At 33.2% G+C, this 21,689-nt stretch carries 14 protein-coding genes and 5 tRNA genes; 5 read left to right on the forward strand and 14 right to left on the reverse strand.

Annotated elements, in window-relative coordinates; genetic code table 11:
- Positions 1-38: 38 nt before the first annotated feature.
- The 9 genes from BSF41_RS23650 to BSF41_RS07610 form a co-directional block, all read right to left on the reverse strand.
- Positions 39-111 (reverse strand) — tRNA-Asp (locus BSF41_RS23650).
- A gap of 20 nt (positions 112-131) precedes the next feature.
- Positions 132-205, reverse strand: a tRNA-Arg gene (locus BSF41_RS07575).
- A gap of 893 nt (positions 206-1,098) precedes the next feature.
- Positions 1,099-1,169, reverse strand: a tRNA-Ser gene (locus tag BSF41_RS07580).
- Positions 1,170-1,278: 109 nt separating this feature from the next.
- A tRNA-Ala gene (locus BSF41_RS07585) sits at positions 1,279-1,352 on the reverse strand.
- 122 nt (positions 1,353-1,474) lie between these two features.
- Positions 1,475-1,547, reverse strand: a tRNA-Trp gene (locus BSF41_RS07590).
- A gap of 77 nt (positions 1,548-1,624) precedes the next feature.
- Positions 1,625-3,004, reverse strand: a complete 1,380-nt coding sequence (locus BSF41_RS07595; protein ID WP_095928893.1) for an SDR family NAD(P)-dependent oxidoreductase — start codon at positions 3,002-3,004, stop codon at positions 1,625-1,627.
- 54 nt (positions 3,005-3,058) lie between these two features.
- Positions 3,059-3,775, reverse strand: a complete 717-nt coding sequence (locus BSF41_RS07600) for a DUF434 domain-containing protein (RefSeq protein WP_095928894.1) — start codon at positions 3,773-3,775, stop codon at positions 3,059-3,061.
- A gap of 146 nt (positions 3,776-3,921) precedes the next feature.
- The gene (locus tag BSF41_RS07605) at positions 3,922-8,988 is read right to left on the reverse strand and encodes a DUF4132 domain-containing protein (protein ID WP_095928895.1); all 5,067 of its coding nucleotides are present in this window, start codon (positions 8,986-8,988) and stop codon (positions 3,922-3,924) included.
- 113 nt (positions 8,989-9,101) lie between these two features.
- Positions 9,102-9,536 (reverse strand): hypothetical protein, encoded by a 435-nt coding sequence (locus BSF41_RS07610; RefSeq protein WP_095928896.1) that lies wholly within the window; start codon positions 9,534-9,536, stop codon positions 9,102-9,104.
- Positions 9,537-10,103: 567 nt separating this feature from the next.
- Here BSF41_RS07610 and BSF41_RS07615 point away from each other — a divergent pair.
- The 5 genes from BSF41_RS07615 to BSF41_RS07630 all read left to right on the forward strand — a co-directional run bounded on the left by BSF41_RS07615 (position 10,104) and on the right by BSF41_RS07630 (position 15,213).
- Positions 10,104-11,906: a type VI secretion system Vgr family protein gene (locus BSF41_RS07615; RefSeq protein ID WP_095928897.1), complete on the forward strand. Its 1,803-nt coding sequence runs from the start codon at positions 10,104-10,106 to the stop codon at positions 11,904-11,906.
- 11 nt (positions 11,907-11,917) lie between these two features.
- Positions 11,918-12,067 (forward strand): hypothetical protein, encoded by a 150-nt coding sequence (locus tag BSF41_RS23700; protein WP_172426864.1) that lies wholly within the window; start codon positions 11,918-11,920, stop codon positions 12,065-12,067.
- A 127-nt stretch (positions 12,068-12,194) separates the two neighbouring features.
- Positions 12,195-13,241: a DUF2931 family protein gene (locus BSF41_RS07620; RefSeq protein WP_095928898.1), complete on the forward strand. Its 1,047-nt coding sequence runs from the start codon at positions 12,195-12,197 to the stop codon at positions 13,239-13,241.
- A gap of 2 nt (positions 13,242-13,243) precedes the next feature.
- Positions 13,244-14,617: a DUF2235 domain-containing protein gene (locus tag BSF41_RS07625; protein WP_095928899.1), complete on the forward strand. Its 1,374-nt coding sequence runs from the start codon at positions 13,244-13,246 to the stop codon at positions 14,615-14,617.
- Between the two features lie 209 nt (positions 14,618-14,826).
- Positions 14,827-15,213 (forward strand): hypothetical protein, encoded by a 387-nt coding sequence (locus tag BSF41_RS07630; protein WP_141248128.1) that lies wholly within the window; start codon positions 14,827-14,829, stop codon positions 15,211-15,213.
- Positions 15,214-15,813: 600 nt separating this feature from the next.
- Here the strand turns inward: BSF41_RS07630 and BSF41_RS07635 are convergent.
- The 5 genes from BSF41_RS07635 to BSF41_RS07655 form a co-directional block, all read right to left on the reverse strand.
- The gene (locus BSF41_RS07635) at positions 15,814-16,092 is read right to left on the reverse strand and encodes a hypothetical protein (RefSeq protein WP_095928901.1); all 279 of its coding nucleotides are present in this window, start codon (positions 16,090-16,092) and stop codon (positions 15,814-15,816) included.
- A 303-nt stretch (positions 16,093-16,395) separates the two neighbouring features.
- A complete protein-coding gene (locus tag BSF41_RS07640) occupies positions 16,396-16,617 on the reverse strand; it encodes a hypothetical protein (protein ID WP_095928902.1) in 222 nt (73 codons plus the stop codon).
- A 4-nt stretch (positions 16,618-16,621) separates the two neighbouring features.
- Positions 16,622-18,694, reverse strand: coding sequence for a UvrD-helicase domain-containing protein (locus BSF41_RS07645; RefSeq protein WP_172426865.1), 2,073 nt, complete (start codon positions 18,692-18,694; stop codon positions 16,622-16,624).
- The gene (locus BSF41_RS07650) at positions 18,684-20,471 is read right to left on the reverse strand and encodes an ATP-dependent endonuclease (RefSeq protein WP_095928904.1); all 1,788 of its coding nucleotides are present in this window, start codon (positions 20,469-20,471) and stop codon (positions 18,684-18,686) included. The genes BSF41_RS07645 and BSF41_RS07650 overlap by 11 nt, the downstream gene beginning before the upstream one ends.
- Before the next feature lie 197 nt (positions 20,472-20,668).
- Positions 20,669-21,466 carry a TatD family hydrolase gene (locus BSF41_RS07655; RefSeq protein ID WP_095928905.1) on the reverse strand — a complete coding sequence of 266 codons (798 nt, stop codon included), beginning with the start codon at positions 21,464-21,466 and terminating at the stop codon, positions 20,669-20,671.
- Positions 21,467-21,689: the final 223 nt, after the last annotated feature.

Here is a 21,689-nt window from a genome sequence, read left to right on the forward strand (position 1 = left end):
AATCTTAGCATCTCAGAAACTTAGAAACTTTAAAAAAGCGGCTCATACGGGAGTCGAACCCGTTTCTCCCGAGAGACAGTCGGGAAGGTTAGCCAGTAACCCCAATGAGCCAGTTCCTTCTAGAGAACAAGTGATTTTGGAAGGATTCGAACCTTCGACCATCTGCTCCGTAGGCAGACGCTCTATCCAACTGAGCTACAAAATCATTTTTTTGGGCATAAAAAAAGCACCCGATCAAAGGTGCTTTACAAAATTCAACGTGATATAACTATCCTATTGCCTATATTGATGCACCTGCATTGTCAAACGTCCAAGATCGAATCTTGCGTTTAGTGGTAATCCGTATGATATTTTATTTTGTAAAGCCATTTTGTATGCTGTATTATATTTTAAATTCTTGTTATTATTTGAAACGATGTGTTTCAATTTTGTTCGGCAAAGATAATGTCGAAAAAATCATATTTCCAAATATTTTTTAAGTTTATTTTTCTGATTATCAATTAGTTATACTAAAATTAAACCAAAGAAATCCCTGTCCGCAAACTGGTGCAGATTTCTCTTTTTATCAAATGACTGTTACTCATCAGATTACTTTTCAAGATTATATTTCGCTATTTGGTTTAATCATTAAACATTTTGTCAATTATTTTTTTAGTTTTTTTAGTTATGGTTTAATATTCTATCATTTTATTGTCTTTCTATTCCATTTTATTGTCACAATGAACGAAGTCGAAGTGGTTAAAAACAAAAAAAGCGCCCTACTTTGAGGACGCTTTTCTGTTTTATGATGAGTTTGACTCTAAATTTTACATTTTAATTTCATAAAAATACATATTGCATCCTGATACTTTAGCCGGAAGTTCTCCTGCTAAGTGGTCAAAATATTTTGCGATTGAAAGTGTCATATGTATTTTAAATATTTAATTATGGCCACAAATGTAGTATATTTTGTCATAATTTAAATTGCCCAATGAAATTAATTTTAACATATTTTTTTAAAACTAATCTAATTACACTGATATTCAATAATATATAATTCGATAAATGGAAATGCATATTTTAGGAATTTATTAGCGCGAAAATGCATAATAAAAAATAGGTGTGCAAGGACTCGAACCTGCATCCTTCTGTTTAGCAAACAGTTGCTCTTCCAATTGAGCTAACACCTTTGTATTTTTATTTACCACGAAGGCACTAAGACACGAAGTTTTCTTTTAAGTTTTGAAGCAAAAAAACCTTTGTCACTTTGAAACTATGCGTCTTTGTAACTTAAAAAAGAAAGGTGTGCCTGGACTCGAACCTGCAACCTCTTACCTGCTGGGTAAACGCTCTTCCAATTGAGCTAACACCTTTATATTTTATTTGCCATGAAGGCGCTAAGACAAAAAGTTTTTTTTTAAAAGTTTTGAAGCAAAAATTAAGAAACAAAAACCTTTGTCACTCTGTCTCTTTGAACCTTTGCAACTTTAAAAAAAAGGGTGCACCTGGACTCGAACCTGTACCTTTCCCAGTGGTGGGGAACGCTCTTCCAATTGAGCTAACACCCTAGTGGATAGTTGGGACTCGAACCCAAAACTTTTCCTGTGGGGGGAATATTTTTCCAATTAAACTACTATCCTAACTTTTACCAATTGGAAACTTTGTAGTTTTTCAACAAGACCCCAAATATACTTTTTCCTTTAATACCCTGCACGATTGGATCAAAAATTCTGCTGGCTCCATCTACAGAATCTAGCGGCGGAATATATCCTTCTTCAAACTGCTTTTTTCGCAGACTTTCTTTTGCTCCGGTCGAAATCCAGCCAACATCTACACTGGTCATAAAGATGGCATCTTCTGCAAATTCTTTGGCAGAAGTAAGTGTCATCATATTCAGTGCTGCTTTTGTCATATTAGTATGAGGGTGAAAAATCGTTTTGTTAGTATAACTAAATATTCCCTCAGAAGATGTCACATTCACAATAAAACGTTCATCGAATGCTGAGTTTAAAAATAATGGTTTAAGTTCTTTTATCAGGAAATAAGGCGCAATTTGATTGATCAGATTAACCTCAACAAGCTCATACATGCTAATTTCTTCCAAAGTAGAATTCCAACTGGTTTTATCCCGATTATCAACAGGTTGTCCAAAACGCGAAATTGCGATTTCAGTTTGTTCTTCAAAACCATACTCTAAAGCTTTTACTTCTGATGTTACTTGAGTTTTATTGGCAATCAGATGGACATTTACCGAAAATTCTCCAAGCAGGTTTTCTTCTTTTCTAATTAATGGAACATAATATTCATCTGGATATTTTATAGTTTGAGCCGCATTATTTATTAAAATGTCCAAACTGTCAAATTTGGATTTATAAAATGATACAAATTCATTAATAGCATTTAGATTTCGTAAATCCAGACCATAGATAATCAGATTTTCTCCCCATTGATCAAAATCTTCTTCAAGTTTGAACTGTTCTAACGCAAGCGCAGGAAAACGGGTTGTAAGTACAACATTGGCATTACTTCGCAATAATTTTAAAGCTGTTGCAAAACCTACCTTTACTCGTCCGCCAGTTAAAATTACGTTTCTTCCTTTTAAATCTATATTCTGAAAACGTTTTTCATAGTTTTCTTCTGCACATTCTGGACAAAGTCTTGTGTAGAAACTATGGGCCAACTTATAAGATCGATTACAGGCATAACAATTTTTAGGCAGATTTAATTCGGTAAATTGTTGTTCTTCTGGATTTTCTTTTTCTGAAAATAATGTTTCTCCTTTTAAAGCTTTTGATACTATAGTCGCGTTTATACTAACCTGAAAATCCTGTTGCTTTTTTGAAGTATAACTGACGCTTCGGATATTTTTTTTTGCATTTTTATGAATTTTGGTAATCAAACCCGCAAATAAATCGTTGTCAGGATTCTCCAACGGATTGTCTTTTAAAGCCTGTAAAACCTTTATACAGCTTTTCCATTCTTCATCATTAAAAATATAGGTATTGTTGTTATTGTTTTCTTTCATTATTTTTAAAGAATTACAGCTTTGACCTCATTAAAAAGAACATTATTTTTTTATTTATTCACTGCAAATTATAGTTTCAGTTATATTGAGATGAGTCAAAACATATTTCATCAAATTAAAATTTGCCAAAGCATGATCTAAAATCCACGCGTCAGATGTTATTGCAATTTGATTACTTTCTGCCATAACTTTATCAGGATTATTGACTAGTTCGACTTTCCAATCTAAACAATTTTTCAAAGCGATTTCTTCAATTATCTGTTTTAATTTTCCGCTATTAGAAACGGGTTTATCAAACAACCAATGCGCCGTTTTTACTTTTTCGTTTCTAAAAAAATCCACTATTATATCAATAGCCTGCGAAGTTTGATTTACCTTTCTATAAGTTCCATAAACACTTGACAAATCTCTTATATAACCATCTAATCCTGTAAAAACATAGGCTTTTGACAAGATGCTTTCCAGCAAAATTAACACATTAAAACCATCAATAACAATTTCTTTCCCCTCTAGATCCTTATTTTGAATTTCCTTTGATTTTCGGTCTACAATCTGACTTTGAGAAGCACTCATTCCACGAACAGCTTGTTGCTGACGCGCATTTAAACGGTAGCGATTTCCAACCAAAACCAATGTTGCTTTTTCGCCATAACCTCTGCTAAGAAAGTAGTGCATATCTGCAACAGCTTCTTTTAGTTTCTGTTGCATTTTTAAAGTTCCGAAGAGCGCATCATCGCTGGCTTCTTTTCCCCGGTTTTTTAGATTTGTCATTTTTTATTGAAGTTAAAGCTTTGATAAAGTAACGTTCTTTTTTTGTTACCAACTACAACTACTTCGCCTTTTTATCTTTTATCTTAAAAAAAATTAGAATTTAAAAAAGGCTGTTCTACTATTGAACAGCCTTTTCTATTTTTAATTTAAGCATACGTCTTATCAATCTGACTTAAAATAGTTGGATCCTGAATTTCATTGTCTTTCGCAAACAATAAAACTTTAGACATAACCTCAGCCGATTTCGGATCGTCGTCTGCAAATGGAAGGAACAAACGTCCTCTGTGTTGCGAATGAATTGGCAATATCGATAAATATTTACCCGGAACCTGATGTACAATCGCGCTTCCTAAATGTACGCTGTATTCTGCCAATTGTCCTTTTATGATGGCATGGTTTCCGGTAATTTCAACATTTTTAATTTTAAATAAACGAAGTGTTTCTCTTAACAATACTGCTCTCATTTCTATAGAAGAATGACTCGCTTCAGGATCAACTCCGCCAACATGGGCAACGCTTACCACTAAATCAATGTCGCGCATTACTTCTGAGAAAATTCTCGGATTGATATCTTCAAAAGCAATGTTTTTATAATCTTTTAAAGAATGAAATTCGATAGTTTCTAAAGTCGGACTTTCTACATCTGCTGGCGAAAACCAATCTGCCATTGCATACATTTTTACCTGATAGCCTTCTTTATGGAAAACTTTCTGCAATCCTTCCTCATAATCTACTTTCCAGCCTCTTGTTTTCAATAAAGCCAAAGTTTGATTCGGCTGTACTTGATGCCCTGCATAACGTCTTGAAACCGATTTCTCTTTTAATTCATCTGGCGTTGGAACATACAATTCTCTAAAAACTTGCTTAAATGGCTGTTGCAATTTATTGTCAAAACAATATTTCTGATAATCTACCCAAACATTATTTTTATGCAAATCGAAACAGTGTGCAATTCTGAAAGTCTGACTTTGATTCAACGAAATTATTTCTCCTAAACCGGTCACTAAACTTCCATCAACATAAAAACCAATCTGATTGTCATTAGAAATAAAAACCAATTTCTCTAGATGTTTTGAAATAATGGGATGCTCAAAAAGGTTTTGCATTTCTGCGAATAAAAACTCGTCTCCGCGAATCATACTTTCTTCCAAACCTTTTCTCGAACGTGTCCATTGCTCGCGCATCGTTTTTCTGTAATTCGTCAGTTCTAGAATTCCTTTGTCTTTTTTGTATTTCGGCGGAATCGATTTTAATTCTTTTCCTGCTTTATAGGTAACCAAATCGGCTTTTCCTTCATTATTAATGACCAAACTTATGGTTACATCATCTAAAACCACTTCGGTTTCTTTTGATAATATATTTTGAACTTGCTTGGTTTCCATTGCCCAAGTCAAACGAACTGGATCTGGATAACCTGCATTTCTGGCTAAGTTTTCCAATGCCACACGAATCGCCAAAGCTTCGCTCGCCTGTTTCATCGATCCAAATTCTTTACTTTCTTTTTTAAACTGCTGTAAATACTCGTAACGCGCCAAAATATCTTTTTCTGGACTTGCTTTACTTAAAGGCACCAATCCGTAAACGCGCAAATAATCTTGATCACGTTTGTCTTTTACTTTGGCCGTAACTTCCCTGATTTTCAAATCGCCTGTAATCGTGTCTGCATATAAACGCGCACGACGGTGGCCGTTTCCGTCTGTTACATATTTAGCCGATTCGTACAGCATTTCCCATTTTGCTTTTCCAAGTTTTTTGTAAGCCGATGTAAACCAATCTTTATCTACGGCACCATCTTTAAAATCTTGCAAATCTAAAGTCGAAAATCTCGCCGCTTCACTTTCTAATTCCGAATTTGTAGCACTGTAAGATGCTGTTTTGGTATGCGCATGAAACCACCAGATTCCTTCGTCCAGACCATTCCAATCTAAATAACTGCTAATAAACTTTTGCCATTGAGGCGCATAAATAGCAGTCTGAATCAGTCTTTCTTCAGAGATTTTAGCTTTTTTAATTAAAGCATTAAAGCTTTCTTGTGTATCTGTCTCTAGCGGATAACATCTTTTCAGTAAGAAGCTAAATAATTTCTGTTTCGTTAAATCGGTATAACTCCAAGAATAAATATACCCTTTGTATAAACTTGCTTTACCAAGCGCTGTAATCAATTCGACCAAACGGTTGGCACCAAAAATCTTCTGGAAACTCTGTACCAAATGCGTTACCGAAGTATTAGAATCTCCTCTCTTAACCTCAACATCCAAAAATGTTTCGCGAATTTTATCTATCATCGAAACTAGGAACGGAAATCTAACCAATAAGTCTTCGCTTCCTTGATTTCTATAATTTCTGGTTCCGCCCGTTAAAAATGAAATTCTTTCTGGTTCCAAAATACCTTCGTACAATTCACCTTCGGTAATTAACTTTTGTTCAAATGCAGCACTATATAACTGAACAAAAGGTTTGCAGTGCGAAATATTTTTTTCCAGTCCGTTTAACTGTCTCCATCTGTACAGATTCCATATCTTAATTTCTTGTTCTGTAGTTACATTTCTTAAGTCGATTCTGTTTAGATAAACATCAAAAAAGTTCTGGCTTTGCCAACCGTTTCCGTTGTTGTTATTGTAATAATATTCATTTTTACCTGGCACGTATTCAAACTCTTTTACAGACTCTGGAAGATCTGCATACAAAGCGCTACTAGCGTCAATTAAGAAATCTACTTTTTCTTCAAAAGCATATTTTACTTGCAACGCATTCAGAATATTCAGAATCGCATTATCCCAATCGTAACCTCTTTTGTTTGGGTGTGGCAGTAATTCTTTATAATAAAAAACATGCTTTTCTAGAAAATCTCTCCAGATTTTTCGATCGCAATTGCTTACAAACGTTAGCAAAAACAAATCACGTTCTACTAAACCTGAATTTTTAAACCATTCTTCCCAAACTTCATACAACGGATAATTGGTTGCAGCCAATTCTGAATTCTTATCGTCTTTTAGATTTTTTAATGGTCTAAAAGAATTCCCCAATAAAACAGTCGATTTGCTGTTATCGTAGTTTTCAATTTCGTATTCGTAATTTCTGTTTTCTTCAAACAATTTATAAAGCTTCGCAATTTCGTCTTTAATATGCGACATCGATTTGGAAAAACCGTACTGATGTTCTTTTACCGCTTTTGCATACACAGAATCTGCTTTTGGTTTTGGCAATTCGTAAACTGAAATTTCGTTTGGCGTAAAAAATCCGTAACCGTTTTCTGCGCTTAAAAGATCTTTCTTTTTTGAAGGTTCTAACTGCTCAATAAATTTGGTTTCTTTCTCTGTAATTTTTGGCCTTTGCAGATAATCTTTTACCCAATCGTTAACCTTATCCGTCAGTTTATTGTTTTTCTGAAGCTGCAGCATTACGTCCAACATAGACATACGCTGTTCCAAATCGCCTTTTTCTACGGTCTGATCAACAAATTTGACTACTTTCTGATCTTCTTGTTTAATCAGAATCGCTGTTAGATTCTTTTTTAAATTAGAATTTTTACGTTTAAATAATTCCTGAAAAACAGCCAATTCCTCTTCGGTTAAACTCAAATCTTTTAAAACATTAACCGCAGAAGCCACAAGAGATTCTCCTCTGTCTTTTAAAATTCGCAAAGCAAAATTTCTTTGAAATTCAGTCGGTTCTGTTTTGGTTGAATTGTTTTGATTGCTGTAATACGAATAGCTGTAAAAACTTCCCAATAAATTTCTGGTCAGTTTCTCTCTTAAATTGATCGAGAAGCCTTCAAAATGTTGCAAAACCGCTTCTAATCTTTCGGTATTATCGCCCACCAAATTAATCGCTGCGGCATAAAGCGTATCTCTTTCGAATTTTACATTTAACCACGAAAATACTTTTCCTTCAAAAGTTTTTTCTTTTTCGGCAATGCTTTGTGCAAGATTGTAAACTTTATCAAAGAAGTTCGGATAATCTGCATTTTCGATATAAAACTTCGACTTTGTATTGGCTTCCAACAAAGCATTCATTCTCGGAACGGCAAACGCTAAAACCTGCAGATTCTCATCTTCTAACGCTTTAAAATAAAGAGGCATTTCGATATAAGGATCGTTGGTTTCTCCCGCAAATTTCAATGCCAGCGATTTCTTTTCGACCGAACTTTTTTCTAATAATTCGTGCAGATACGGAACTGTTTTCTCGACATCCAAAACACCTTGAACCCAAAGCGCCATATAGACTTCGTTATTATTTTTGCTTTTTACGCCAGTCGCAATCGTTTCTGGTTTTGAAAAATAACCCGAAGCCAACTCGATAATATTTCGAACTGTAGTTTCTTTTTCAGAATCCCAACCCAAACCTGTCCACGTATCAATCGCTCTTACAACCGATGAAAAACGAGTCAGTTTATTATCAATAAGCACTTTAATCATGTATTGCAAAGCGCCAATGCTTGTTTCGTCTAAAGCTTCCAGAATCGTCTGGCGCAAACCTTCCTGACGTTGAGCCGCCAAAAGCAGTTTTTCTACCAACTCCCAGTTTCCCTGCTTTTCGCTGTTTAAAAGGGCTTTGATGATATTTCTAGACACTTTTCCGTACGGATCTTTATTGAAAATAATGTCTTCAAATAATTGGAAAAGTCCTTCCTTACCAGAATCCAATGCAGCAGACCAAACCATGAATTTAGTAATGGTATTTGAAATCTCGGTATCGTAACGAATTTCATCTTCAATACTAAAATCATAATAAAAAGTGGTGCTGTCCTGATAATTGTATTTGTAAGGTCCGTTTAGCAAAGAACGCAGAAAATTAATCTGATTGACCAGCAAATAACTTTTATGATTTGGTGCCCTAAATGCTCTTCGCGTATAACCTGTCTGATACATTTTTTGAGGCAATCTGCTCCAAGCTTCTTTTACGTAGGCGGCGTTTTCTTCGCCAAAAAAGTAAAGCAAAAGATCGTAGTAATTTTGATCTTCCCACATATTCTCTTTTACCAAAGTCGCAAACTTTTCGGCTTCTGTAGAACCCAGCGAAATATAATTGCTGTAATAATTGTCCTGAAGTTTTACGAGTTCTAGACCAAACTCCGCCACTTCTTTTTTTAGTTTTGTTTTAGAAAATAATTTAGTAACCAGATTACTGTTTACAATTTCTTCCAATTCTTTTTTAAATCTCTTAATTGGATTTTCGATTACTTTACTTTTTAATAAATCTTCAATTGTCATATTGTTTATTTTAGATTTCTGATTTTAGATTACTTCACTTTGTCGTTCTGAGCGAAGTAGAAGGATTTCCCCAAACAATTTTGGAATTTGGGATTTATTTTTTGGAATTTTAATTACCAGTAGCTTCCCGCCAAGAAAGTCAGCCTGATAAAAGTGATGGATTTGTTTTGAGATAAATCGATTTGTTCGGTTAACATTTCCAGCTGATCGTCTCCGTAGAAAATAGCATACAAACCGTCTTCGAAAGCTACAATGGCATTTTCCTGCGCTTTGGCCAAATCTACTTGATTGTGATTGTACAGCGCGCCAAAACCTACTTTTCCGGTATCGGTAAGAATGGGTAAATAATTTTCTTTGGGAAGATGGATTTTGTCTTCGTCTTCAAACTCAAAGGATGAAGAACGTAACAATTGTACCTGATGGTCAACAATCGATTCTATGAGTTTTTGTGTAGTAATGATAGGATTTTCTACTGCTAGATCTATATTCTTTTCCTGAAGTAGCGGATGTTTTTTTCCTAATTGTTTAACTGAGATGTTTATATTCATCTTTATCGGCTTTTATTTTAAAAGGGTAATGTAAGAATTTTAGAGTGATTTGGCCTTAAAATAATGTCTTTTAAATGTTAAAAAATCTAGGAATTAAAAGTACTATTTGATTGTAAAAAAATACCCTGCCAATTGGTATTGGCAGGGTTTGGGTTTTTATTTGTAGCGTTTTGACCTTAAATCACATAACAAAAACCTTATTCTGCTATTCTTTTGTCTTTTAGAGGCATTCTTTATTTATCCCTTCACTATATATTTACCAAATACCACACTAAAAGTACTGCGAATATACCAGCAGTAAACCCAATTACATCTAGAAATCCCCCTATCCTTCTCTATATAAGAATAAAGGATCACAAAACTACTGCATCTCATTAACCTTAAAATTAACAGCATGAGCTTTCTAGCAAACTATAAATCAACGAAGAAGAATGTAACAGCATGAGCAAATTCTAATGCTCTTATCCATAGAACTGACCGCCAAAGAATCGGTTTTCGGCAATGCCAAGTTCTTTAAAAAATAGATTTCAATTTAACCAATCACTACACTATTTAAATTTCTAAAAAATGTCAAAATTCTCCGAACAGGTAAATATCACCATAGAAGGCTTTACCCAAAATGTGATTTATTACAATCTTGAGCTTTCCCAAAAAATGGCAGACCACCATCATTTTTCTTTCTTTTGGCAATACACCGGAAAACCTATCATTGCTCCGCAGGATCAGGAAAAAGCTATTAGCAGTTACATTGGCAGCGAGGTAATTTTTACCTTTAAGGTAAAAGGCATCCGCTTAATGTCTAAAGGGAGAATTACAAAATTGGGCTCTATCGATAAGAACGGAAGCCCTGCCGGACTGCACGTTACAGGAATAAGCCATACCATTGCTCTTGATGATATGCCAAAATCCAGAATCTTTCGCGAGAAAAGCCTCCAGCAGATCGGACTGGAGATTTTTGCCGAAGAAAGTTCAGGAGAATTTTACCAGAGGGAAGCCATTACTCCAACTTATACAAAGGAATTCAGTTTTAAAACCCAGTACAACGAAACAAGCTTTGATTTTCTTAAACGCCTTTCTTCACGCTACGCCCAATGGTTTTATTTTGACGGAATGCGCATGCAGTTTGGCCAGATTAAAAACACAGATATTAAGCTTATAAACGAATCATCGCTCCATAACTTTAGCATCGAGGCCAGCTTGATTTCGCATAAAACCTCGTTCAGCAGCTATGACTACAATAGCGCTTCACGCATAAAAAATGGTGCAGAAAAAACCTCCGAAGGAAGCCAAGACCGATTTGCATCGCTTGCCGTCTTTAAGCAGCCTTACATTGTAAGACCCGGACTTGAAAACGGCGCGTATACCAGCAACGCCCAAAATAAAGAGGAAATTGACGAAATGGTGAAAATGCAGACCGCTGCACGCGATGCCAACAGCATATTTTACAGCGGCACCTCTTATCTGCCTATAGGTTTGGGACAGACTTTTTCTATTGAAAACAAAAACGTAGAGCACCATTTATTGGCTGTTGAAATTGTACACCGCTCTGAAGTAAACGGAAATTATACCTGCAAATTTAAAGCAATTCCCTCCGATGTGGCAGCGCCGCACTACACAGACGTAAATGTATTTGCTACCGCCGAAAGCCAGCCCGCAATAGTAATTGACAATAACGACCCTGAAAAAATGGGACGCATAAAAGTGGATTTTTTCTGGAATGGCTGGACAAGCAAAAGCGATTGGATGCGGGTGGTTCAGCCTTACTCCGGTTCTGGAAAAGGGCTTTACTTCAGGCCCGAAATTGGCGAAGAAGTTCAGGTGAGCTTTGAAGCCGGCAATGCAGAACGCCCGTATGTTTCTGGCACCTATTACAACGGAAAAGAAATGCCCGATTTCTTTGATGCCGAAAACCGAATAAAAGGATGGAAACTCCCTTTTGGACAGCTTTTCAAGTTTATTGAAAAAGTGGGCATCTGGCTTTCTGACCCAAGCGGGAATGAATTGCATATGAATGAAGAAACAAAAAGCATTAATGTGACCTCTCCTGAAACAGTTACAATACGCGCTAAAAATATTGTTTTTGAGGCTAGCGAAAGCATTACGGTAAAAGCAGGAACTGATATTGATATGAGTGCAGGCAACAATATGACGCAAGAAGCAGGAAATGATATTTTTATAAATGCGGAAGGCACTATTCTGGAGCGCTCAGATAATAGAACTGAACTTGTTGAAAAGGATTTTAGTCGCACTTCAGACATCTCAAATGAAATAGCTTCAGAAGTAAGCCTCTATAGTAATGAAGAAAATATGACTATACAAAGTGGAAAACAAGTCCATATTAATAGTGCTGAAAAATCTAATCTTTTTTAATTTTTTAAATTATGGGAATAACTAAACGAGCAAAAAATATTAAAATAAAAGTTATAGAGGACTATCAATTAGTTGTTAAAGGAAAACTTGAAAAAGATTCCAACAAATTAAATTTTGAAGCTACAAAAGGAGATTTAAATTTAATAAGTGGAAAAAAATAATAGCTCATGGCGAAGAAAAACAATCTTAAAATAACAACCATTAGAGGTGAGAAAAAATAGTGTCAGAAAATATAACATTTTATTAGGTTTCATAATCATAGTAGTAATAACTGTAGTAATAATAACAATGAGTTCATATATAGAAAAAAAATATGAGTGGTCTGCACATATTTCAGCCCCAAAAGAATATCCGGTTGAAGTCTATACGGGAGCAGCAGGAGGTTATTTTTTTAGTCAAATGGGAGGTTTTAGTAATGCTGGATGGGGACGTAGTATAAGTGACACGGACATCAAAGCTCCCGTGCCTCATAGACTAGATATGACATGGCTGTCTTATGTAGACGATAAATGTTATAAAGGAGAATGGAAGCTTCCTGTTGAAAAAATACAGCAACTTTTTGATGAAGGCTATTATTCTAAAAAAGGTCCGGAAGCTGAAACAAAACCTTATAATTGCATAAACATTGGATTAGGTCCAAAAGGAATGGTGGTGGTTTGGGTTGCAGGAACAGACAAGCAGGTAGAAGTAGCGAGGTTTCAAGCTCATGAAACTATTTTAGATCCCAAACTGATTACCGAAGAGGAAAAGTATATGTTTGAAAAAAACTATGCCAAGGATATGCTAACATATGATGGCACAATTTCCAAAGAATTAAGAGAATATATAAGCCAAAATGGATATCCGCCAGCAGAGGTTTACGAAGCCTATAGGGAAAAATACCTATGGAGACCAAAAGTAATATTACCAGAAGGTTCGAAAATTAGTAGATTGTACATTAAAATGTCCAATGGAGAATTCGAAGACCCTTTCGACAGACCAACTGACCAAAGGCATAGGGCAATTCCTTGTGCTTTTCAAATTTTTTGGTCTGTTACAAACGGCAAAAAAGAACAAGAGTTTGTATCCCGCATTGCTTTCACCCAAGATAAGTATTATTGGGCAAAATACCTTGAAATAAGCGGATATGATGAATTCCCAATGGATTTTGATAAAAACGAAATTAGGAAATTGTTTAAGGAGCATATTGATAAAAACAAACCCGCAGAAATGGTTATAAAAATTAACCCTGATCTTGAAAATAAGTCAGAACGAGTTACTGATTTGTATATTGAACAAGGAGGCAAACAATATCCTATAAGAGAAAGAGTAACGCGAACAGGTAAATTGAATTGATTATGAGTATAATATTTGGAGATTACACGCCGCCTGAAAAAGAGGATGAAACACAAGATTTAACTATAGGAGTTTTTTTTGATGGAACCAATAACAATAAAAACAATACCAAAGCCAAGGAATATTATGATAAAAGAGCAAGAGGCGAAAAATTAACGCCCGAAGAAGAAATTTCGGCAGAAGCTTATAGAAGATATGGCAGAGATCATGAAAGCAGCAGTTATTATAATGCTTGGTCTAATGTAGCACGACTTCATGACGTATATCCAGATAATTTGGCGGTATATGTTGACGGAATCGGTACCGTAAAAGAAAAAAGTGATGAACTATTAGGTGCTGGTTTTGGTACTGGAGATACAGGCATATTAGCTAAAGTACAAGAAGGCTGTAAAAAGTTGGCTGCAACAATCGACAAAGAAAGTAAAAACAAAGAAGTGCCTGTACTTTATCTGGATGTTTTTGGTTTCAGTCGTGGTGCAGCCGCTGCCAGAGTCTTTCTAAATGAAATCAGCAAAAAAGCTATGCCTTTATCTGTCAATCAAAAAAACAAAGCAGGGTATTTGGGATATTATCTGGCACAAAACGGTATCAAAGTAAGTCTGATAAAAGTACGTTTTTTGGGGCTTTTTGATACGGTTTCGTCTTATTCAGCACTGGCAAGTGCAAAACCTAATTTCGAGAATGACAAAACGGAGATACCTTTAAATAATCTGTCTAAAGCGAATACTGTAATGCATTTTATTGCAACTGATGAACACCGTAATAATTTTTCGCTTACCAAAACTACTATAGGAAAAGAGAAAGAATTTCCTGGCGTGCACTCAGACATCGGCGGCAGTTATAATAATGGCGTTGAAACAGTTGCAATCATTGAGAAAAATTTTAAAGAAGTGCTTAATAAACTTTCAGAAAAGCTGATTGCCGAATCTTGGTATCTTGATGATCAGCTGCAAATTTCTTTCTTTGGCCCTAAACACGAATTAAAAGGCGTAAGGAACTTAAAAAACACTTACAGCTATATTACATTGCATTTTATGGCAGAATCGGCCATAGCACAAAAAGTACCATTTAACATGGAAAAATTAGAAATAAAAAAATACAGTATTTCTAAGGATGCTTTGCTTATGCGAGTAAAAAAGCGTTTGCGAAAATATGTTTTTGGTGATGCAAACCCTTATGATTTTAAATGGTATGATGAAATTCATGCAAAATATAAAGGTATTAAAGATGGAAATATACTCTTTGAAACATATAAGCAGGAAATACAAGAACAAAAAGATTTAAGGGAGCTTCGTAATAAGTGCCTGCATTGGTCAGCTGATAATGGTTCTTTAGGAATGGAGCCAACAAAAAATCGAAAACGTAAAACATTTTAGGTCTTTCTCTTCACTTTTAAACTCCTGTGTCTTCCCCCTGCTAGCGAGAGCGTCCCGCTCGTGAACACTAAGTTTATGTACTCGCTCCAACAAAGGAATTATGGAGGAATGAAAAATAAAAACAAAATTAGATTACAGTCGACAGCTCAATATGGCCTTACTATATTTTGGAAAGAAGTTAATATCTCAAAACCTAAAGAAGATATCAAATGATAAAAAATATATTATTTTTAATAATACTTCAAATTAGTAGTTGTTCAGCACAGAATAAAAATTGCTTTTGTAACGAAAATAAATTAATGAATGAAAGCAATATAAACTGTGATACGATAAAACTAAAGAAAAATTATAATCTTTATTGGCAATTTAATTGCGATAGAATATGGTTAACCCTAGAGAAACCTAATAAATTTAAAATTACAATTAATGAAGTAGATGTAAATCTCTACCCCTATACATATCGATTGGGCTATCAATTAATTAAAGATTACTCAAATAAGTTACTGTTTCGAAGTGGTTGTCCAGCAAACGGTCCATGTAAATTTATAATAATTAATAAAAAGAATGGAAAAAAGATAACAGAGTATTTTCAATAATAAACAAAACAATACAGGAAAAAGTAAATTCTTTAAAACTTATAAAATGCCTTTAAGTGTAATATCCTTGTTTGTAATGAAGAAATAATCTCTTAATCCTGAAGAAAGTACAACTAATAAAATATATAGAAAAAGTGAAGAATTAATAGAAAAAACAAAGGACATTTTTGAAAAACTAAAATATTAAAACATATGAAGTTATTTTGGAGAATAAATTTATTCATAAGTATATTAACACTCATGTTATTTATGATTCCAATATTATCAGATTTAATTAACATACATATTAATTATCTAAATGTTTTATCTAATCTGGTATATTTATTAGAATCTTATTTTGAAATGGTTCAAGTTCCTATCTCTTTTTTATAGCTATCTATAATAATAAAAAAATATTTTGGCTTTTCTTCTTAATATTTTTTATTCTTTTTATTATAAAAATGGGACTATTTATTTATTATTAATTTATCCCCTGCTAACGCGAGTGTCCCGCTCGAGAACACTAAGTTTCGCGCCGGAATTAAATTAAGCTTAAAGCGCCAACGTTGGAAATCTAAAAATTTAAACCCTGCAAATAAATATCTGCAGGGCTTTCTATTTTTATTGATTTACTTTTAAACTGGCGCAAGCCTTATAAATCTGCTTTTCTGAAAATGGCGATAAAGTTTCTGCCAGATTTCGGCTGGTTCTTAAACAGCTCAGGATTTTTTGCCTTAAATTGATATCGTCGCCAAACTCTGTATGCATTAAAAGCTCGAAGATTTCCTGCAAATACAGGGGCTGTTCTTTGTAATCTCCCTCAAACAATTCGTCTGAAAGGAAATTAAGTACGGATGGCACTACATCACGATGTGTTGGTTTTTGATTTTCTTTTTGCATAATAGAAAATTTTAGATGCGCGAATACCTCGCTTTAGGTGTGCAAAACATTCAAAGGAATGATTTAGGACAGTTTCCTGTTCCTTCACCGTGACGAGGTATTCGTTTATGTTAACTTTTAAAAAGTTTAAGGATTACTCCTTTGATTGTTTTGCATTACAAAGATATTCTTTTATTTCAAAAAGAAAGAAATGACTTACTTTTTATTTTTTTTTTAAATTTTAATGCCAAATGTAAAGATTGAAAGCAAAGATAAAATTATTGTTGATGGATGTAATTTTTAATTTGAGTAATACCTGTTTTCTTAAATTTTATTTTTAATACTTTCAATAATCTTTTCGACCTCATTAATTGAATTAATATTCCCCCAACTTTTTTTATAATTTCTACAAATAACACCAACAGTTCCCTCTAATGATAAAGTTATCATTGTTTTTATTTCATCATTTACAAACTCTAGTTGTCCACTGATAAGTCTTTGTTTATATACAAATCTTAACTCTTCAATTTGCTTTCTTGTTATCATAGTTTTATTTTTTTACTAAATCAGAATTAATAATCCAATCAGAATTTCTATACTTATCTAAATCGTCTTTTACATTTTCCTCTAATACTGCAAAACATAACAAATGAGTTGGGCGAGAAAAACCTACATACATCATTTTTAAAGCTTCTATACCAGTCGGGGTTTCACAACTTTGTTTTTGCTTGTACAATGGAATTGTTTTTAACTTTTGTTTTTTTATTGATGTATTTAAACTAGCCTCTTTTAACTTTAAAGTTTCATAAATAGGCTTTTTATATGCCGTCTCGACATACATTGTAGCGCAATGTGTTTGGCCTTTTACAGCATGAACTGTTGTCACTTCAATTCCTAAATTATCTTCAACTATTTTTTTATTCTTAATTCTCATTTCATCATTAAATTCAAAAATAAAAAACTGCGTTTTACGATTTAATTCTAAATCAAACCATTCCTTAAATTCATTTTCAATGAATTTTTTAACCGAATTAAAAACAAGCCTATAGTTTTTTGTAGAAACTAAATCAAAACACCAATCAAATAATTTAGCTTTAAAATCTTCATAAATCCCATTATTAGAGCATGCTTTAATGTATTCAATTAGATCACTTTTTGTATAAAAACGCTCAACGGTTCTACCTCTAATTATCTTTACTAATTTTTTATCTTCAAATCTCAATATAGTAATTAGAGCATTTAGTATTGATTTTCTAACTCCTTCTAACGTTTCTTTCTCTTGATCAAAAAGTTGAAGATATTTACTCAGTGAATCAAAATCTTCTTTTTTTGATTTACTCAATTTATTGTAGCCAAAAACTGTATGAAGACATAAATTACCATCACTCTCGTTTGTTCTTTCTCCTGTCCAACCAATAATTTTAAACCCTTTTTTCTTTTCTTCAATGTTATGGAGATTATGGCTTTTTATTATTTCTTCAAACTTAATTTTTAAACGTTCTTTGGTTTCTTTAGTAAATAAAACTAAGTGAGGATTAATCTCTTTTTCATTTTGTAAAAGCTTTCTTTCTCCCACAACATTGAATTTTTCTTCTTCATTTCTAAAAGTAAAATAATTTACTAATTCAGCATTTTTAGAACTTAAGCGGTTTGAACCATTTAAATAGCTAGCGTTTCTTGGCTTCCAATCACACTCATCTTTAACTCTATTGTAAATTGACTGATTTGGATCACCAATTCTTTGAATTATAGTTTTAGATTTTTCAGTAAAAAAAATATTATCAATTATATCTATTTGATATTCTTCTAAATCCTGCATTTCATCAATGAAAACATATTTAAAACGATGCTGAAGTTGTTCTCTAACATTAGGAAAATTATGTAAATACCAATTTGCCAATGAAAAGGAATCTCTATATGACAGAATTCCATTTCTAAACAAACTTTCTTTCCAATTTTCAATTTCTAAATAATGATCTTTTGCAGTTCCGTCAAATTTATATAGGGTTTTGCTTTTTTCACCATACAATATTTTTCTACTAATTAAATCGAATTTTAAATAAAAAATAAAATCAATAGTATTTTCATTCTTCTCATTTGGAGAAAGATTTGTCCTATTGTGATTTGCTTTACCATACAAGAGATTCTTTAGTTTTGGAAAAGTATCTCCATTCTGCTTCCATTTAAGTTTATAATTAAAAAAATCCGCAACTTCTTTTTTATATATATCATCATCGTTTTTAGCTATATAGGAATCATATTTTAAAAAATTTGCAGGGTTAGCCAAAAATTTATTTACAAAACTTTGAACAGTTCCTATAAAATTTGGATACTGAAATAAATTAGGACAATGCTTTTTTAATTCTTTTTCAATTTCATTAACGGTTGAATTAGTGTGAGCCAAAACTAAAATACCTGAACCATCATTAAATGGAAGTTGTTTAGAAAGACAATAAAGTTTTGCCATTAAAGCAGTTGTTTTCCCACTGCCTGGAACAGCTAAAAGATCACTAGTTTGTAGATTTTTAATAAATGGAATCCTTTCTTTTTTATCAAATTCATTTCCATCAATAAAGATATGTTCCGCTTCTCTAATATGTATATCATTTATTTCAACTTTCATTACAAACATGTTTTATTGCATTAATAATATACTCCATTTTTTTATCTTTAGATAAATTCTCTTTTGTTAGCGACAAATCTTTTTCGATTTTTTCTGCTAACAAAGAAGCAACTTCAACCTTATCTATCGGACTATGTCCTTTATCCTTTCTTAATTTAGATATAAACTTAGTCTCTTCGAATTTTCCATCTTTAAACTCATCTGTACCAGAATGAATCTCAGAAACAGATTCTTTAAAAAATTTAGAAAGTGTTTCTGATTTATATAAACACCATTCTAAAGTCCAATCACTTGTAGAGGATAATAACACATTTGTATTTTTGAAACTATCCGCTAATTCAGCTATTTTCTTTTCTTTTTCTTCTTTTTTAATTGCGCAAAATGAATTGTCTTTACTATCTGGCCTATTATCCAAATCCGTTATTATTGCGACAGGAATATTTAATTTTTCGATTGGATTTTGCCTTAAAAATATTCTTGCGAATTTTAAGTAAGCTGTAGAACCAACATTAACAATCGAGATTTCCTTCTCTGTCAAGTCATATCCCAATCTTCTAGCAATAACAGGTAAAATTATTTCTTCTGACCAACCTTCAACTAAGATGACTCCTTTGGCAAAAAACAAATTAGCTTTCGTCACATCTAGAAATCGTTCTAAAAATTTATAATCATTTTTCTCCAATTTGGTATACTTATCTTTTTTAGTTCTTTCGTTTTCTTCATTAGGTACTTCTCCTAAAGGTAAAGCTTGATTGTTATTACAAAATATTAAATTATGCAACTTAACTTTTGAAGCTAAATTTGGACTATGAGTAGATAATATGAATTGAACTTCCGTTTCTTGTTGGAGTGCTTCAATAATTTTCATTTGTGCTTGTGGATGTAAATGTGCTTCTAATTCTTCAATCATACACAATCTTAAACCGTTCCAATTATCTTTTTTTAAGTGTAGCAATTCAGCCGACATATATAATCGATTCATTGTTCCTAGACCAAGATTTTGTTGGTTTAATATTCCTAGAGAAACTTTTTCTAAAATACTTTTAATATCACTGTCTCCAAGTGATATACGCGATGTTTTATCTTTATGAGTGAATGAAACTAAAAAATCGTCAATAATTTTTTTAAGTTTCTCATTTCCATCAGTTTTAAACCATTTTTCAATTTTTAAATTCAATTCCTTAAATTCAGATTCAAAAGGATGTACATCACTTTTAGATTTCTTTTTAAAAGATTCGTGTTCTCTAAGAATTTGAGATAATCTTGAGTTTTTTTTAGCTGTTAAATCATTATCCGCATCTCGTAACGCTTTTAAATAAGTAGTTTTCAAATATTCTCTTGCTTCTGCATTTAACGGATAACCTGTTTCATCCATACCAGCTTTAACATCTGTTACTTGAATTCTATCGTCTTTAATTTCAACTTGATAAATCAATCTTAAAATAGGTTCCGCCTCTTTACCAATACCTTCCCATCCAAGCCATTCAATAAAATTTTTAGCTTCGTTTGGCTTTAAGCCTTTAAATTCTAGTTCAATTCTTAATTTGTCAGAATTTTTATAAAAATCAGATTCTTCAACTTTAATCCATTCGTAGGCATGAGTTTTTAAAACTAATTTAATTGCATCTATAATGGCCGTTTTACCTGAATCATTCTCCCCAATTAAAACATTTAGACCTTTATTAAATGAAACAATTAAATTTGGTTTATTCAAATCAAATGGGTTTTCAGAACCATATTTTCTAAAATTCCAAAGCCTTAATTCAGATAAATACATAATTTTACTTTATTAAATTTTTAAATATACCTTAATTCAAAGGTGCATCATATCTTACAAATATTTTTACGGATTTCCATAAATCAATATAAAATCTTTAATACACCCTTATGTTCAAATATATACAAACAAAAAGCCTTCAAACCAAGTACAAACACCTAATTTAAAAGCCAACAAATAATCTTCTAATTAATATTTTAAATCCCAAAAAAGCTTTTAGCATTCCTCGTCGTTTCCTCCGCAACCTTATCCAAAGTAATTCCTTTAAACTGTGCAATTGTTCCGGCAACATACGGCAGAAAAGCAGGTTCGCAACGGCGTTCGTGGTATTTCTTTAAAAGGCTGTTCGGGACATTTTTAGGAAGCATAAACGGCGCATCGGTTTCAATCATCATTCGGTCGAGCGGTACGTACTGAATGACTTCTTTTAAATGACTGAAACGCTTGGCATCTGAAATCGCTCCCGTAAAACCCAGATAAAAACCGTTATCGAGATAGGTTTTAGCTTCCTGCAACGTTCCTGTAAAACAATGTACAACGGCTTTTGGCAATTGCGGTAAATAGTCTTTGGTAATATTCATAAACGAAATAAAAGCGCTTCTTTCGTGCAAAAACAAAGTTTTCTGAACTTCAATCGCCAATTCTAATTGGGCTTTATAACATTCTTCCTGTTTGTTTCTGGGCGAAAAGTCACGATCAAAATCGAGTCCGCATTCGCCAACCGAAACTACATGTTTCAGTTCTAATAATTTCTTCAGTTTCGAAATACTCTGCGCATCGAAACTCTTCGCATCATGCGGATGTATTCCCGCCGTTGCATACAACACGCCCGGATATTGCCTCGCAATCTTCGCCGATTCTTCACTATTTCGTACGCTGGTGCCTGTGAGTATCATTTGCGATACATCGGCATCGAGCGCGTCTTGTACGACATCGTCTATGTCGTTTTGGAATTGTTTGTTTGTTAGGTTAATTCCTATGTCTATATAATTCATTTTTTTTAAAGTTGCTAAGGTTCTGAGAGGCTAAGGTGCTAAGGTTTTTTCCTCTCTGTTGCCTTAAATTATTTATTTTTTTGCCACGAAGGCGCTAGGGCGCAAAGTTTTTTGTTTTTAATCTCGCAAAGTCGCAGAGTCGCTAAGTTTTTTTTAGCCACAGATTATTAAGATTAAAAGGATTAAAAAAAAATCTGCACAATCTGCGAAATCTGCGCGAAAA

Source organism: Flavobacterium sp. ACN2 (assembly GCF_002303885.1).
In the GTDB taxonomy this organism is placed as follows: Bacteria; Bacteroidota; Bacteroidia; order Flavobacteriales; family Flavobacteriaceae; genus Flavobacterium.

Bases quoted from the DNA above. Each gene is read 5' to 3' on its own strand.
- BSF41_RS07595 (WP_095928893.1), bottom strand. From the start codon at position 3,004: ATGAAAGAAAACAATAACAACAATACCTATATTTTTAATGATGAAGAA.
- BSF41_RS07600 (WP_095928894.1), bottom strand. From the start codon at position 3,775: ATGACAAATCTAAAAAACCGGGGAAAAGAAGCCAGCGATGATGCGCTC.
- BSF41_RS07605 (WP_095928895.1), bottom strand. From the start codon at position 8,988: ATGACAATTGAAGATTTATTAAAAAGTAAAGTAATCGAAAATCCAATT.
- BSF41_RS07610 (WP_095928896.1), bottom strand. From the start codon at position 9,536: ATGAATATAAACATCTCAGTTAAACAATTAGGAAAAAAACATCCGCTA.
- BSF41_RS07615 (WP_095928897.1), top strand. From the start codon at position 10,104: ATGTCAAAATTCTCCGAACAGGTAAATATCACCATAGAAGGCTTTACC.
- BSF41_RS23700 (WP_172426864.1), top strand. From the start codon at position 11,918: ATGGGAATAACTAAACGAGCAAAAAATATTAAAATAAAAGTTATAGAG.
- BSF41_RS07620 (WP_095928898.1), top strand. From the start codon at position 12,195: ATGAGTTCATATATAGAAAAAAAATATGAGTGGTCTGCACATATTTCA.
- BSF41_RS07625 (WP_095928899.1), top strand. From the start codon at position 13,244: ATGAGTATAATATTTGGAGATTACACGCCGCCTGAAAAAGAGGATGAA.
- BSF41_RS07630 (WP_141248128.1), top strand. From the start codon at position 14,827: ATGATAAAAAATATATTATTTTTAATAATACTTCAAATTAGTAGTTGT.
- BSF41_RS07635 (WP_095928901.1), bottom strand. From the start codon at position 16,092: ATGCAAAAAGAAAATCAAAAACCAACACATCGTGATGTAGTGCCATCC.
- BSF41_RS07640 (WP_095928902.1), bottom strand. From the start codon at position 16,617: ATGATAACAAGAAAGCAAATTGAAGAGTTAAGATTTGTATATAAACAA.
- BSF41_RS07645 (WP_172426865.1), bottom strand. From the start codon at position 18,694: ATGAAAGTTGAAATAAATGATATACATATTAGAGAAGCGGAACATATC.
- BSF41_RS07650 (WP_095928904.1), bottom strand. From the start codon at position 20,471: ATGTATTTATCTGAATTAAGGCTTTGGAATTTTAGAAAATATGGTTCT.
- BSF41_RS07655 (WP_095928905.1), bottom strand. From the start codon at position 21,466: ATGAATTATATAGACATAGGAATTAACCTAACAAACAAACAATTCCAA.